Raw genomic sequence first — 14,652 nt, 5'->3', positions numbered from 1 at the left:
GCTTAAGCTGTTAACTCTGGCCAAAGCAGATCAAGATTTAAGTACTCTTCGATGGCATCAGCGATTCGATTAATACCCAGCTCTTTAAGCTGTTCGTGGTCAATCGCGATCACATCGTTGGCTCCTGCCCATTCGCAAATAAGCGACAACGCATCACTGTTGTCGAATACGCCATGCAAGTAAGTACCAAAAATCGAGTTATCTTGATTCACAGCGCCATCTAGGCTGCCAGATTCTAACTGAACCGGTAAGGCTGTTTCTTTGACATCAGTCCTACCTACGTGGATTTCATACCCTTTTACTTGTGCTGTTTTGCCATCCAGCGTCATGGTGCCGCGTACGTTGGTTAAGGTTTTCTGCTGTGTAAGGGTTGTTTCAGTATCCAGATACCCTAACCCTTCGCTGCTGCCGGGCGCGCCTTCAACACCATCAGGATCGTGGATGATGTTACCTAACATTTGGTAGCCGCCACAGATACCCATCACTTTGCCGCCTAAGCGCAGATGGCGTTGAATATCTTTATCCCAACCTTGTTGCTTTAGGTAGTCCAAATCTGCCCTTACCGATTTTGTACCCGGCAAGATAATTAAATCAGCGTTGTTTACACGTTCACCTTTACCGACATAACGTAAATCAATTGAAGGATTCAATCTTAACGCGTCAAAGTCTGTATGGTTGCTGATTCGGGTTAGCACGGGCACCACCACCTTAAGCTTAGCTTCTCCGTCAGACTCTTGAGCAGAGGTAATGGCATCTTCCGCTTCTAAGTTAAAACCATGCAGATATGGCAACACACCAATGACTGGCTTACCGGTTTTTTCCTCTAGCCAATCTAGGCCAGATTGAAGCAGTGCGATATCGCCTCTAAAACGGTTTATCACAAAGCCTTTTACGCGAGCTTGTTCAGATTCAGACAACAAAGCTAATGTCCCGTAGAGATGCGCAAAAACACCACCACGGTCTATATCAGCAACGATGATCACAGGGATGTCCGCTTTCTCAGCAAATCCCATGTTAGCGATATCATTTTCACGAAGATTGATTTCGGCTGGGCTCCCCGCACCTTCAATCATCACGCTTTCATATTCTTCAGAAAGTCGGTCAAACGAATCGATAACCGTATCCATCGCGACTTTCTTGTAATCATGATAGCCCGTCGCTTCCATGTTACTCAGCGCTCGGCCTTGCAGAATCACTTGCGCGCCGGTATCTGAATTAGGCTTTAACAATACAGGGTTCATGTGAACGGTTGGCTCTATATTACAAGCTTGCGCCTGAACCGCTTGAGCGCGACCAATTTCGCCACCATCTTTTGTCACAGCACTGTTTAACGCCATGTTCTGTGGCTTAAAAGGTGCCACTTTGATTCCTTTCCTTGCCAAAACACGGCATAAACCTGCCACCAAAACACTTTTTCCGGCATCTGACGTTGTCCCTTGAACCATAAGGGCACTTAATGGTGCTCGCATTTGTACTTAAATCCTTAATTTCTTAATTTCTTAATTTTCAATTTATAGCTGTGGGCAATATTTCTCTGCGACCATCTTAACGTCATTGCCGAGTAGATGCTCAATAAAATGAATGGAAAATGAATGTGTTACTCACTCTGGATTCAACCCCAGTGTTGTTTAATAGCTCCATCGAAACGAAGCTTGTGAACGATAACAGGCGCTTCAACAAAAAACGTACTAACGAAAAGAAACGTTTCAAATTCAGAAAAACGTTTCTACTAAAAACAACATTAAGGGATTCACCATGAAAAAAACTGTATTAGCTATCGCATCTACTATTATCCTTGCTCCTACTTTCGCAATGGCTAGTGACCACAACAGCAACAAGCACGAAAGCGCTATTGCTTATACTGGCCCAATTGAAACCGTTTCTGTTGCGACACTACTTGCCGACACAAGCATGTTCGCAGAGCAAGAAGCAATTGTGGATGGCAAGATCGTTCGTCAACTTAAGAATGACACGTTTGTCTTCTCTGATGGCCAGAGTGAAATTCAAATCGAACTTGATGATGATATCCGCCTAGCACAACCACTGACCGCTGATACAAAAGTTCGTATCTTCGGTGAATATGAAGGTGGTAAGACACCTGAAATCGAAGTGGACCACATCCAGGTTCTATAAGCGATTAATATAAAAATACCGACTTCAAATAATTGGCCTGTATATTGCAGGCTTTTTTGTATTATACTGCCGCAAAATACAATTTATATGGAGTCACCATGCTAGGTTGCACGAATAAGACTGTCCTTTTAGGACTCGCTGCACTGTGTTCATTCTCTGCGTCTGCAAACAACTTTAACTACAACACATTCGAGCTGCGCATGGGTACTAGCCCAAGTACTTTCGGTGGTGAAGTCACAACAATGTTCACTCAGAACTCTCATTTTGTTGCTCGTATCGATTCAGAATTTGAAAGTGATTGGGATGCAGCGGTAGGTATGGGATTCAACGGCCCAATCAGTCAATTTGCTGACGTTACTGGCCAAATGTTACTGCACAACATTGAACGGAATGACGATAACCACATCAAAACAGAAATTAACCTTGGCTTGAGAGCTTGGTTAATGGCAAACGTTGAAGTTAACGCACGCCTTGGTCAACTGATCGACAACGATGACACTCGTTCAATTTTGGGTATCGGTGCTCGTTTCCATTCAACTGATCAACTGTCTGTTGGTCTTGATATGCGCAATAACGGCACATATGGCCACCAAATCTTAATGTCGGCTCGATTCGGATTCTAATCTAGATTTCAATTACTGAGTAATAAATAGCTAAACGTATTACATAGAAAAGCCCCGAACATATTAATGTTCGGGGCTTTTTTGTTTGTTAGTTTCGCTGGCTTTTAGTCGTTCACGACCTGAGCCAGCGACTTGCTTTATAAGCTAACCATCAGCATCTTTTTCTGGTGATCTAAGTACTCTTCATAAGTACCTTGGAAGCTCACTAGCTGTTGATCTTTTACATCGATGATGTGTGTTGCTAATGAAGAAACGAACTCTCGGTCATGGCTTACGAAGATAAGCGTGCCAGTGTAAACCTTCAACGCGTCGTTCAGGGCTTGGATTGCTTCCATGTCCATGTGGTTGGTTGGTTCGTCCATTACAAGCACGTTGATGTCTTGCATCATTAGCTTGCCGAATAACAGACGGTTCTTCTCACCACCAGAACAGTTACGCGCTTTTTTGTTCGCATCGTCAGCAGTAAACAATAGGCGACCTAGAATGCCACGTACCATAAGGTCATCGTGCTTCACTGTGCGCCATTGTGAGATCCAATCGAAGATGCTCAGGTCGTTATCAAAGTCAGACGTACTATCTTGTGGGCAGTAGCCTACAGATGCGTTTTCAGACCATTTTACGATACCTTCGTTTTGCTCTAGCTCTTGAACTAGGCAACGTAGCAGCGTGGTTTTACCTACACCGTTCTCACCGATAACCGCAAGACGAGTACCCGCTTCAAGCAGCAAGTTACCACCGGCAAACAATGTTTCGCCATCGAAGCCGTGACCAAGGTCTTGAAGTTCAAGCGCTTGACGGTGTAGTTTCTTACCTTCGCCAAAATCAATAGATGGGCTCATACGGCTCGATGATTTCACTTCATCAAGCGTGATCTTATCCATTTTCTTGGCACGAGAGCTTGCTTGTTTTGCTTTAGATGCGTTAGCACCAAAACGGTTTACGAAATCTTGAAGCTCGCTGATTTCAGCCGCTTTCTTAGCGTTGCTTGCTAAAAGCTGTTCACGAATCAAGCCAGATGCTTCTAGGAAGTACTCGTAGTTACCAGGGTAGACACGTAGCTCACCGTAGTCGATGTCTGCCATGTGTGTACACACAGAGTTCAGGAAGTGTCTATCGTGCGAAATGATGATCATTGTACATTTACGCTGGTTTAGCTCTTCAGCAAGCCAGTTGATCGTGTGAATGTCCAAGTTGTTGGTTGGTTCATCAAGAAGCAGGATATCTGGGTTTGCAAACAGAGCTTGTGCCAATAGCACACGCAGTTTCCAACCTGGAGCTACTTGCTGCATCAAGCCGAAATGGAACTCTTCTTCAATACCCGCTTGAATTAGGATGTCGCCAGCACGGCTTTCTGCTGTGTAGCCATCCATTTCCGCGAATTCACTTTCAAGTTCTGCGACTTTCATGCCGTCGTCTTCGCTCATTTCTGGCAAAGAGTAAATGCGGTCACGTTCTTGTTTTACTTCCCAAAGTTTTCTGTCGCCCATGATCACAACGTCGATAACGCTGTACTGTTCGAAAGCGAACTGATCTTGGCTTAGCACACCCAGTTTTTCTCCTGGAGTGATAGAAACGTTGCCCGAGCTTGGCGTTAATGCGCCACTTAGGATTTTCATGAACGTTGATTTGCCGCAACCATTAGCGCCGATCAAACCATAACGGTTGCCGTTACCAAATTTAGCAGAGATGTTTTCAAACAGCGGCTCTGCGCCAAATTGCATTGTGATGTTCGCGGTAGATATCAAAGAACTAATTCCTAAGCGTGTACTGACAGATAATTATTAGGCTATTTCAAGAACCTAAATAAGAAGTACGAAAGTATGGATTAAACAAAAATCGAAGCGCGGATTATATAGAGATCTCGATCACGTTGTCGAGGCTAAACAGTAAACGAATAGTAAACATAGACCATTTAGATGCTTTTCATACGTTATGGGGTGTAAATAAAAAAATCCCCACCAGCAGAACTGGTAGGGATTTCATTTATCAACACTAAAAGTCTTTTAAGCTCGTCACCTTTGAAACTATAGCTCTTCAAACGAAAAGCTTTGATGACGAGCAGAACTTGTTATTTAGTAATTTTCTTCTGAACGTATTTTTTGCTCACGTCGACAACCGCAACATCTCTAAAGAAGCTTCTACCCAACAGAAGTGGGAAAGAAAGATGCGTTCGGTCGGCTAGCGTAAATTCAGTTTTGTCTTTTAGATCGCCAATTTGAATCGAAGCTACAACCACAGCGCGTCGTTGTGTGCCTTCTGCGCTTGATTGCTTGATCTTAACCCAGCGTTCTACTGGTAAGCTGATCTCTTCAGTTGTAATTCCGTCGTGTTCAATCTTGAACTTAACCCAGTCTTTGCCGTCACGTTCAAAATCAACAATATCAACTGCACTGATTGAAGAGGTTGTTGCACCGGTATCGACACGTGCTTTAAACGCTTCTTTTAAACCAGGAACAAACACCCACTCTTCTTCACCAAGAATCAGTTTGCCGTCACTTGTTTTTCTAACCTTCTCTACTGGTTTTTCAACAGGTGCAGGTTTTACTTCCGGCTCAGTTGGTTTTACTTCTTCAGGCTTCTCAGTAGGTTCCGTTACTTTCTCGCCTTCTGTTGCGTCAGTTTTTGAAGAGTCATCCACAACAGGTTGTTCGATTTGAGGCTTTTGCTCTGGCTCAACAGGAGCTTGAGTTGTAGCCGAACAAGCAAACAGGCCACCACTTAGCATTAAAACTACAATCGCTTTCCAATTATACATTCAGTCACCTTCTATTTTGAAACGTTTGCTATCGCTTTTGCTACATAAGGAATATGAGATTCGGAAAGGCCTGCGATATTGATGCGTCCATCACCAACACCATAGACTCCATATTCTTCACGTAATTGATTCATTTGAGCTTCTTTAAAGCCTAGTACACTAAACATGCCTTTATGGCTTTCAATGAAGTCAAATTGTGACGTGTTATAAGTATTTCGCAATTCATCACATAAACTTTGGCGCAGATTTAACAAACGTTGCTGCATTTCACTCAATTCTTGCTTCCAAATCGAGGTTAGCTCTTGATTCTGAAGAATTGTTTTAACCAAAGCTGCACCATGATCTGGCGGCATTGTGTAAGTTGAACGAGCAAGCGTTAGAAGCTTACCTTTAGCATTGCCAACGTGTTCGCTGTTTTTGCCAATCACGATAGCGGCACCCGTTCTTTCACGGTATAAACCGAAGTTCTTCGAGCAAGATGTCGTAATCAACATCTCTTCGACGTTGTTAGCCATGTGTTGAAGACCTTTTGCGTCTTCTTCTAAGCCATCACCAAAGCCTTGGTAAGCAATATCAACGAACGGCAAGAAGCCATTTTTCTGCGATAGTTTGGTAATTTCCTGCCACGCCTCAAAGTTGATATCCGCACCCGTTGGGTTATGACAGCAACCGTGCAGTAGTACCACGTCTGATGGACCCGCTTTTGAAAGATCATCCAACATTCTTGCAGTATCAACTTGCTTCGTTTCAGGACTGAAGTAATTGTAATATCGAACTTTTAAGCCTGCCGCTTCCATCACCGGTTTGTGGTTAACGTAGCTTGGGTTTGAAATCCAAACCGTGGTGTCTGGTTGAGAAACTTTCATTAAGTCACCCAACATGCGAAGTGCACCACTTGCACCCGGTGTTTGAATCGCAGCTACGCGATCCATTGCAGAAGTCCCTTTAAGCAGCAGATCAACCATGCTCTGGTTAAACTCTTCACAGCCTGCTAGGCCAACGTAAGCTTTGGTTTTCTGAGTCTCAACAACGATATCTTGAGCCTTAGAAACGGCTTTCATGATCGGAGTTTCGCCTTGGTCGTTTTTGTAAACGCCAATGCCTAAATCGACTTTATCAGTACGAGTATCGCCGCGGTAAGCAACAGAAAGAGATAGAATTGGATCTAAAGTTGGTTTTGGTAGATGTGAAAACATGAAAGTCACAACCCTTTGAAATTCAAGTAATGGATTTCACGTTAACATTTTCGTACTAAAATCAGAAACATTTTTTAATAGAAGCGCTTAGTTACCATAAGTAATCAGAGATTGGTCGTTTCAAACGGATAAATAGTGCAAATTTCAAACACCTAATGACCCATTGCACAATTCAAATTGCTTTATTTCTATGCGTCTTATGTTCCTATATTCTTATGTTTGCACGTGCTCTATTAAGATTACTACTGGGCACTCTGTTTGAATTGTCTTGGTGTCATTCCTGACCAAGCCTTAAACCGAGTGCTAAAGTTAGCGGCATTGGGATATCCAACTATCTCGCCAATGTGTTGAATCGACCAATCACTCGACCTGAGCAGCCTTGCAGCGTATTCCATTCTCATACGCATAATATGAGTCATCGGGCTATGAGAGTAATAACGTTGGCACAAACGATGGAAGTGCGGCTCTGAACAAGGAAATAGGTTTGCTAGCTCATGCACATTCCACTCTTTATGAAGCTGCTTTTGAACACTGTCGAACACACGTCTCAAGCGAATCAAATTTCGAGACTGTTGCTGCGGGACTGGTGCATTAATCATGAACTCTATTTGGGCTACGCTGTGAATGGCAATCGCTCCGCCTAAATCAATGGGCAAGGCAATACTTCTCAGCAAGGTATGAATACAAGACGAGACGACTTCGGCTGCAGGAGAGAGCGTATAACTCACTTCATCATTGACGACATTATCCCAATGCTTATCAGGCGATAGAAAGATCCACGCTATCTGCCATGTTTCTTCTTCAATCCCAAAGCCATTCTCAACGCCTGCAGGCACAGTAATGCACGACCCCGGCTCTAGAATATAGCGACACGCCCCACTTTCTAACCACCCTTTGCCCCTAACCGTGTAAAGCAGCATGTGTTTCTGTGGATTCTTCCGATGGACAGAAAAGAAATCTCGGCACGACGCCGTCCCACACTGAACGATACCCAATTCTTCGAATGCCAATACATGGCTTTGATCGACAAACTCTTGGTGTGTCTGATCAGAGATCTCGTACCGTTCGTGTTTCTCACTCATTTCACTGGTCGCTCATTAGGTTTGTCTGCAATTAAATCGCCACATTAGTCATTCGATAGTTTTGAAATAGATGATTTTGAAAACAGGTCGTTTTGACAAATAGGAAGCTTTTGAAAATAGATAGTTTGGCAAAAGTTTGTGATGAACCTGAACAATACAGCCAAAACAAATACCGATAAACTTCTCGCATATTAACCACAGGGGAAATGCGATGCGCTCGACATATCGTCATCTAGACAAAGATTTTTGGCAAAAGCTTTTACACATCGGTTTGCCTGTATCGCTACAAACCATGTTGTTTTCATTACTCGGCGTGGTCGATATTTTTATGGTTAACCAACTGGGTGACTCTGCAACTGCGGCGGTTGGTGTAGGTAACCGCATATTTTTCTTCAACTTGATCATGGTATCCGGGATTAGCGGCGCTGTCAGTGTGCTAGCTTCGCAATATTTCGGTGCGGGAGATTTCAACGGAATTAGACGCACATTAGCACAGTCATGGGCATTGTCTGTCTTTACCATCATCCCCTTTGTGTTGATTTATACATTGGCTCCTGAATCAGTCGTGTCTGTGGTGGCCTCAGACCCTGATTACGTCCGCTTGGCAACGGATTACCTTTGGATAACAGGAGCCAGCCTTTTTGGTACCGCGATCGTAGTGCCCTTAGAAAGCGCACTGCGATCGGTCGGCGAAGCCAATCTACCCACCAAGATCAGTATTTGGGCAATCATCGTTAATGCGATTCTCAATGCATTGCTGATCTTTGGTTTGTTTGGATTTCCAGAACTGGGCGTAGTTGGTGCGGCTATTGGCACCACGGTGTCTCGATTCTTTCAGACGATAGCGGTGCTTATCATGGCGAAGAAACACTACGCGCATCTATTCCCGACATTAAGTAATTGGCGAGAAGCGATATTACCGAAGCATAGAAAGAAGTACTTCACGATAGCAATACCTATGTTGGTTCATGACACAGCATGGGCGGGCGGGATTCTTATTTATAACGTGATAGTTGGGCAAATGGGTGTTGGAGAGCTTGCGATCATTTCGCTGTTATCGCCAGTAGAAAGTATCTTGATCTCGGCGTTCATGGGGTTTGCGGTCGCCGCTTCGATCATTCTAGGCAACGAGATCGGCGCGAAGAACTATCAACGTGTTGAGAACACCGCATGGGGTTATGTATTGGTCAGCTGTGGGCTTGCGGCTATATTAGCCTTGGTGTGTTGGTTTGCTAAACCCGCGATCGTATACATGATCGGCCTTACTCACTTAGAGCTCAAAGAGACAGCCGTTAACGTCACCTTAGTCATGGCACTCGGCATGATACTAAGAGTCTTCAATATGGTTGGTATTGGTGGCGTGCTGAAAAGTGGTGGAGACATCAACTACAGTATCTTCATCGACCTGTTTGGCCAATGGGCAATCGGTATTCCCCTTGCTTACTTTACTGCGCTGGTGTTGGGTTGGCCGCTAGAATGGGTGTTGATGATTGTGTTACTGGAGGAGTTAGCGAAGATCGCTTTAACTAGCCAGCGAATTCACTCTAAGAAATGGATCAACAATCTAATCGACGAGCCTGAGCACATTCCTATATAAACAGGCGATAAACTGACACTGACGTGCAGGCGATAGATTCAAAGAACTCACACCCAAGGGCTGATTTGTAGCATTGCGCTAACGATGAAGCCCTTTTTCGTTTACGAGTGTGCAAAGTCACGACAGCAGTTATATATCAGTAAATCGATGGATGATTTGGTTTGAACTACCACGCCAATCCAACATTGGATCCGCTTTATCTTGCTCAAAACGACCATCAATCAAAGTATCAACATATTCAAGTACTTGCCTCTGCTTTTCGTCGAGTTCGTCGAGCTCGTAGCCCGTCCACATCCAGATGTCTTTGCCTTCACATTCTGCTTTTACACGCTGAACAAGCTTAAGCACTTCAGACACGTTTGCAGGATGCAAAGGATCACCACCAGAAAGCGACAAGCCACGACGCTTAATTCGCGGATCATTGAGATCAGCGATAATGTGGTCTTGCAGTTCTTGAGTAAACAAATGCCCAGAGTCCAACCTTTGCGTCGATTGGTTATAACACCCGCGACACTGGTGTACACAACCCGACACAAACAAAGTGCAGCGTGTTCCAGGGCCATTTACAACGTCGATTGGGTGATATTGGTGATAATTCATAAGGCAGTATTGAAAACTCGTGATTACTTAATAGTTTGAGAAGATGTGTTGTAAAAGCTGAAACGAAAGAATTGGTATCGACATAACGCCGATACCAATCATATTTCTTGAAACGTAGCTCTTCTAAATAAGCTAGCTAATAATCTTAGAGCTTACTAAAGATGCTTCACTCGGCGTTTAACTTCTTCTTGCTTACCGAAGTTAAATGGTCGTGCATCTGGGCTACCAAGGTAACCACAAACACGGCGTGTTACCGATACTTTGGTTGAGTCGTGGTTGCCACACTTAGGACACGTAAAGCCCTTACTAGTACAGTCAAATTCACCGTTGTAACCACATTCGTAGCACTCATCAATCGGCGTATTTGTACCGTAGTAAGGAACACGTGTGTAGCTGTAGTCCCATACGTTTTCTAGTGCTTCGATGTTCTTCTGCATGTTCGGGAACTCACCGTAACAGATGAAACCACCACTAGAGATTTCAGGATAAGGCATCTCAAAATCGATCTTGTCGTATGGGTTCACTGTCTTCTGCACGTCTAAGTGAAAGCTGTTGGTGTAATAACCACGGTCTGTTACGCCATCAATCACACCAAACTCTTTGGTGTCGATGCTGCAGAAACGACTACATAGGTTTTCACTTGGTGTGCCGTATAGGCTGAATGCATAACCTGTCTCTTTCGTCCAAGATTCTACTTCACGCTTCATGTACTCCACTAGCTCAAGCGCTTTAGCACGCATTTCGCCGTCGTCGTACAAGTGAACGTCTGTGCCGTAAAGCGCAGTCATTGCTTCGTGGATACCGATGTAACCAAGAGAAACAGACGCACGGCCGTTCTTGAAGATGTCTGCAATAGAGTCGTCTGCTTTCAAGCGAACGCCACACGCACCTTCCATGTATAGGATTGGAGCAACACGCGCTTTCACGTTTTCTAGACGAGAAATACGAGTTTCTAATGCACGACGAGCCAGCTTGAGTTTATCATCAAGCAGTTCGTAGAACTTAGCCATATCTTGTTTTGCGTTAATCGCAATACGTGGCAAGTTCAAGCTAACAACACCTAAGTTGTTACGGCCTTCGTGAATCAACTCACCATTTTCTTCGTAAGTATTCAAGAAGCTACGACAACCCATAGGAGTTTTAAATGACCCTGTCACTTCTACTACTTTGTCGTAGTTAAGAATGTCTGGGTACATACGCTTAGACGCACACTCTAGCGCTAATTGCTTGATGTCGTAGTTTGGATCTTGCTTCTGGTGGTTCAAACCATCTTTGATCGCAAATACCAGTTTAGGGAACACGGCTGTTTTACGGTTCTTACCCAAACCTGCAATGCGGTTTTTCAAGATTGATTGCTGAATCAATTTCGAGCCCCAGCTTTCACCTAAACCAAAACCAAACGTCACGAATGGTGTTTGACCATTAGCGGTGTGCAGCGTGTTTACTTCGTACTCCAGAGATTGGAACGCGTCGTAACACTCTTTCTCTGTGCGAGAGATAGCAAAAGCTTCTGGGCTATGAATGTCCCACTCTTTCGCTAGCGATAAGTGCTTCTCGTAGCTCGCCATAACGTAAGGTTCAAGAACCTCATCGATGCGGTTAATCGTTGTGCCGCCGTAGATGTGACTCGCCACTTGCGCGATGATCTGCGCGGTTACCGCTGTCGCCGTAGAAATAGACTTAGGTGTGTCGATTTCCGCGTTACCCATCTTGAAGCCATGCGTTAACATGCCTTTCAGATCGATAAGCATGCAGTTAAACATTGGGAAGAACGGTGCGTAGTCTAGATCGTGGTAGTGAATATCACCACATTCGTGAGCATGTACGATATCACGTGGCAAAATGTGAGTTTTCGCATAGTGTTTAGCCACGATACCCGCCAGCAGGTCACGCTGAGTTGGGATTACTTTGCCATCTTTGTTCGCGTTTTCATTGATTAGATCAACGTTGCTTTCTTCGATCAAACCTTCGATCTCACGAGTTAAAGCGCTTTGCTTCTCACGGGCGATGTCGCGGTCATGACGATATTCAATGTAGGCACGAGCCAGAGACTTGTATGGTCCCTGCATTAGCTCGTTCTCGACCATGGTTTGAATTTCAGAGATATGAACTTCATCGTAGTCTTCGAGCTTCAACTCAACTGCTAATGCCACATTCAGTGCATAAATAGCAATTTCCTTATCGGCTTTGTCTGATGCTGCTTCCACTGCAGCTTGGATGCGATCTCTACTGAATGGAGCTCTTGAGCCATCACGCTTGATTACGATTGATTTCACCACTTCTCCTTACTCTTGAGGTATTCACAGACTTATCCACAAACACACTATATAGAGCGATTTATCGTTTAACTAACACTAGATATTGTGGCGTATTTAACGAGAACCACCAACTTTGAGTATTGATTTGGATCAATAAAAAGAGAACGCTGACTAAGATCAATTCAATATTATTACGCTAGTTCTCAAGTCGAAAAGAAACAATGTAACAATAAAAAAACTCCTAAAAAGAGTTGAATTTTTGGTAAGTGTTGTAGGATAACGGCTCATCAATATTGGCAGACAAAATTAGGGATATTTGGCATGAAACGACTTCAAAACTGGATAATGTTAGGCTGCTTACTCAGTAGCCAGACATTTGCTGAACCTTTGACCATATCCAGTTGGAATATCGAATGGTTATCAACCAACGAGGCTGTGAATAAGTTTTCTGACAAACGTGATCAAGCTGATTTCGACAAACTCGCAACTTATTTTCAATCCTTAGACGCAGACGTGGTTGCGTTTCAAGAAGTCGATAACGTAAATGCCATTCAGCGTGTGGCTGGTGATCAATACAAGATATTGATGTCTGACCGGGCGCTATCTAAGAACAGCAACCGCCAATTTAAAGAAGTGAACCAATACACGGGATTTGCAGTTCGTAAAGGAGTAGCCCTCACCGACTACGCTGACTTTCCGCTTGAAACCACATCCAACAGTAAACTTAGGTTTGCCAGCTATATCGTTGTAGAAACAAACTTTAAACCCATTCACATGTTGTCTGTGCATTTAAAGGCAGGTTGTAGCGGAGCGTATAAGTCCAACCGCGATTGCTCTCGTTTAAAAGAGCAAGCTCAGCAACTGAACAAGTGGATAAAGCAAAGAGAGCGCAATAACGAAGACTACGCCATTCTTGGCGACTTTAACCATAACCTCGCTTACTCACGAGATTGGATGTGGAAAGAGTTATCACAATATACTGATGCGCAGTTAGCGACACGAAAGACCCGTGCAGATTGTAAGGTACGCTCTAACCGCAACAATTATCGCACACATCAGTTCCGCTCTGTTATTGATCATATTGTGGTGAGTGAGTCGCTAAATGCTTCTCCTGCAAAGCAGAAGGTATTTGAAACACAAGATGTTCTGGACTACAAACTCAGCGACCACTGTCCAGTTTCAACGACTATTAAATAGTAGATTTTAGATAACAGCAGATTGTAGATACCTGAAAATAATAGAAACAGTAAATATAGAAAGAGGCTGACTGACTTTCGTGCTGAAAGCGAGTCAACCTCTATGCTTGGTCAGCTCAGAACGGATAACGTCAAAGCCAATGTAATCAGCTATAAGCTTGCTACTAACACGTTTTGTTCATACGATCCGCCAGCCACATTCCCACCAGCATGCTTATCATAAACACCCACACCGTCGGGTTGCCGCCACTTAGGTTGGTTACCGCAGGGCCTGGGCAAAAGCCTGCAATCCCCCAGCCTAAGCCAAACGCTGTAGATCCAAGAATCAGCTTTCTGTCTATCAACGGATTGTTACGGCTATCTAACGGCTCGCCATTGATGGCTTTAGCGCGCTTTTTAATGACCAGATGATAAAACGGTGCAAAGACCAATAGCGCGCCACCCATGACGAATGCCAAACTAATGTCCCAGTTACCGGTAATGTCTAAGAAGCCGAGTACCTTCTCAGGATCAACCATCCCTGAGATGATCATGCCAGAGCCAAAAAGAATACCTGCGACCAAACCGATAACGATAGTAAATGAAGCGTTTTTCATTATGCCCCCAAGCCAGTCAGATTCTTGATAAACACGGTTACGATTGCCACACCCATAAATACACAGGTCGCAACAATAGAACGTTTAGATAAACGCGCCATTCCGACAATGCCATGCCCGCTAGTACAACCGTTCGCTGTTTTAGTACCAAAGCCCACCAGAAGGCCAGCAATAATCACTAAAGCGAGATTCATCTCTTCTAACTGCGGAAGTTGGTAGCCCGTCGGAATTAATAGCCAACCACTTGCGACCATTCCCACAACAAAGGCGATACGCCAGTGTTTTTCGGTGTTTGCTGTATCCGCATCTTTACGTTCTTTGTTGCTGGTGCCAGTTGGCAATAATCGGCTGACAATGCCACTAATGCCAGCAACTCGACCAATCCCCAACATTAAAACAATGGCCGACACGCCTAACAACATGCCGCCGAAAAAAGCATCCCAAGGAATCAAACTAAGCACAAACCTCTCCTATCCACAAACATCATAAACTCATGACAACCTATAAATTAGAGTTTACTAATAAATATAAATTAGTCAATGCTAATGTACTGAGAGTATGTGTCGTTTTGTAAGTCTGGAATTAACAAGCGCCCTGCATGAAAAAAGCCCCTAGG

13 protein-coding genes are annotated in these 14,652 nt (G+C 44.1%); 4 read left to right on the top strand and 9 right to left on the bottom strand.

What is annotated here, in order from left to right; all coding sequences use genetic code 11:
• Positions 1-2 precede the first annotated feature (2 nt).
• Entirely contained in the window at positions 3-1,469 is a 1,467-nt protein-coding gene (locus AB4329_RS15040; protein WP_102394375.1) for a cobyric acid synthase, read from the bottom strand.
• 286 nt (positions 1,470-1,755) lie between these two features.
• Between AB4329_RS15040 and AB4329_RS15035 the strand changes: the two genes are divergently transcribed.
• Together AB4329_RS15035 and AB4329_RS15030 are read left to right on the top strand one after the other, a co-directional pair.
• Entirely contained in the window at positions 1,756-2,133 is a 378-nt protein-coding gene (locus tag AB4329_RS15035; RefSeq protein WP_048608277.1) for a YgiW/YdeI family stress tolerance OB fold protein, read from the top strand.
• A 98-nt stretch (positions 2,134-2,231) separates the two neighbouring features.
• A complete protein-coding gene (locus AB4329_RS15030) occupies positions 2,232-2,756 on the top strand; it encodes a hypothetical protein (protein ID WP_017060115.1) in 525 nt (174 codons plus the stop codon).
• 137 nt (positions 2,757-2,893) lie between these two features.
• Here the strand turns inward: AB4329_RS15030 and AB4329_RS15025 are convergent, their stop codons facing one another.
• From AB4329_RS15025 to AB4329_RS15010, 4 genes are all read right to left on the bottom strand, one after another.
• The gene (locus tag AB4329_RS15025; RefSeq protein WP_080582218.1) at positions 2,894-4,501 is read right to left on the bottom strand and encodes an ABC-F family ATPase; all 1,608 of its coding nucleotides are present in this window, start codon (positions 4,499-4,501) and stop codon (positions 2,894-2,896) included.
• A 323-nt stretch (positions 4,502-4,824) separates the two neighbouring features.
• Entirely contained in the window at positions 4,825-5,511 is a 687-nt protein-coding gene (locus AB4329_RS15020) for an ATP-dependent zinc protease (RefSeq protein WP_017069095.1), read from the bottom strand.
• 11 nt (positions 5,512-5,522) lie between these two features.
• Positions 5,523-6,707: an amino acid aminotransferase gene (locus AB4329_RS15015; protein ID WP_372126419.1), complete on the bottom strand. Its 1,185-nt coding sequence runs from the start codon at positions 6,705-6,707 to the stop codon at positions 5,523-5,525.
• Between the two features lie 242 nt (positions 6,708-6,949).
• The gene (locus AB4329_RS15010; protein ID WP_137001489.1) at positions 6,950-7,789 is read right to left on the bottom strand and encodes an AraC family transcriptional regulator; all 840 of its coding nucleotides are present in this window, start codon (positions 7,787-7,789) and stop codon (positions 6,950-6,952) included.
• A 211-nt stretch (positions 7,790-8,000) separates the two neighbouring features.
• Between AB4329_RS15010 and AB4329_RS15005 the strand changes: the two genes are divergently transcribed.
• Positions 8,001-9,386, top strand: a complete 1,386-nt coding sequence (locus AB4329_RS15005; protein ID WP_372138658.1) for an MATE family efflux transporter — start codon at positions 8,001-8,003, stop codon at positions 9,384-9,386.
• A 129-nt stretch (positions 9,387-9,515) separates the two neighbouring features.
• Here AB4329_RS15005 and nrdG read toward each other — a convergent pair whose 3' ends face one another.
• Together nrdG and nrdD are read right to left on the bottom strand one after the other, a co-directional pair.
• Entirely contained in the window at positions 9,516-9,986 is a 471-nt protein-coding gene (nrdG, locus tag AB4329_RS15000; protein WP_017069098.1) for an anaerobic ribonucleoside-triphosphate reductase-activating protein, read from the bottom strand.
• A gap of 155 nt (positions 9,987-10,141) precedes the next feature.
• Complete coding sequence (gene nrdD, locus AB4329_RS14995; RefSeq protein ID WP_102394372.1) at positions 10,142-12,262, bottom strand: anaerobic ribonucleoside-triphosphate reductase; 2,121 nt, start codon at positions 12,260-12,262, stop codon at positions 10,142-10,144.
• A gap of 303 nt (positions 12,263-12,565) precedes the next feature.
• On the opposite strand from nrdD, the gene AB4329_RS14990 reads away from it, so the two are divergent.
• Positions 12,566-13,441 (top strand): endonuclease/exonuclease/phosphatase family protein, encoded by an 876-nt coding sequence (locus AB4329_RS14990; protein WP_017064569.1) that lies wholly within the window; start codon positions 12,566-12,568, stop codon positions 13,439-13,441.
• Positions 13,442-13,604: 163 nt separating this feature from the next.
• Here AB4329_RS14990 and AB4329_RS14985 read toward each other — a convergent pair whose 3' ends face one another.
• Together AB4329_RS14985 and AB4329_RS14980 are read right to left on the bottom strand one after the other, a co-directional pair.
• Positions 13,605-14,036, bottom strand: coding sequence for a DUF6691 family protein (locus tag AB4329_RS14985; protein WP_372138657.1), 432 nt, complete (start codon positions 14,034-14,036; stop codon positions 13,605-13,607).
• Positions 14,036-14,497, bottom strand: coding sequence for a YeeE/YedE family protein (locus AB4329_RS14980; RefSeq protein WP_010429747.1), 462 nt, complete (start codon positions 14,495-14,497; stop codon positions 14,036-14,038). Before AB4329_RS14980 ends, AB4329_RS14985 begins: the two co-directional genes overlap by 1 nt.
• Positions 14,498-14,652: the final 155 nt, after the last annotated feature.

The sequence above is a fragment of the Vibrio sp. 10N.261.54.A5 genome (assembly GCF_041471145.1).
GTDB classification, from domain to species: Bacteria; Pseudomonadota; Gammaproteobacteria; order Enterobacterales; family Vibrionaceae; genus Vibrio; species Vibrio crassostreae_C.
Note: the sequence above shows the minus strand (reverse complement) of the source record. Positions and strands in the feature narration are given on the sequence as shown.

Coding starts and splice junctions, on each gene's coding strand:
- nrdG (WP_017069098.1), bottom strand. CDS start 9,986: ATGAATTATCACCAATATCACCCAATCGACGTTGTAAATGGCCCTGGA.
- AB4329_RS15040 (WP_102394375.1), bottom strand. CDS start 1,469: ATGCGAGCACCATTAAGTGCCCTTATGGTTCAAGGGACAACGTCAGAT.
- AB4329_RS15020 (WP_017069095.1), bottom strand. CDS start 5,511: ATGTATAATTGGAAAGCGATTGTAGTTTTAATGCTAAGTGGTGGCCTG.
- AB4329_RS15005 (WP_372138658.1), top strand. CDS start 8,001: ATGCGCTCGACATATCGTCATCTAGACAAAGATTTTTGGCAAAAGCTT.
- AB4329_RS15010 (WP_137001489.1), bottom strand. CDS start 7,789: ATGAGTGAGAAACACGAACGGTACGAGATCTCTGATCAGACACACCAA.
- AB4329_RS15035 (WP_048608277.1), top strand. CDS start 1,756: ATGAAAAAAACTGTATTAGCTATCGCATCTACTATTATCCTTGCTCCT.
- AB4329_RS15015 (WP_372126419.1), bottom strand. CDS start 6,707: ATGTTTTCACATCTACCAAAACCAACTTTAGATCCAATTCTATCTCTT.
- AB4329_RS14990 (WP_017064569.1), top strand. CDS start 12,566: ATGAAACGACTTCAAAACTGGATAATGTTAGGCTGCTTACTCAGTAGC.
- AB4329_RS15030 (WP_017060115.1), top strand. CDS start 2,232: ATGCTAGGTTGCACGAATAAGACTGTCCTTTTAGGACTCGCTGCACTG.
- AB4329_RS14985 (WP_372138657.1), bottom strand. CDS start 14,036: ATGAAAAACGCTTCATTTACTATCGTTATCGGTTTGGTCGCAGGTATT.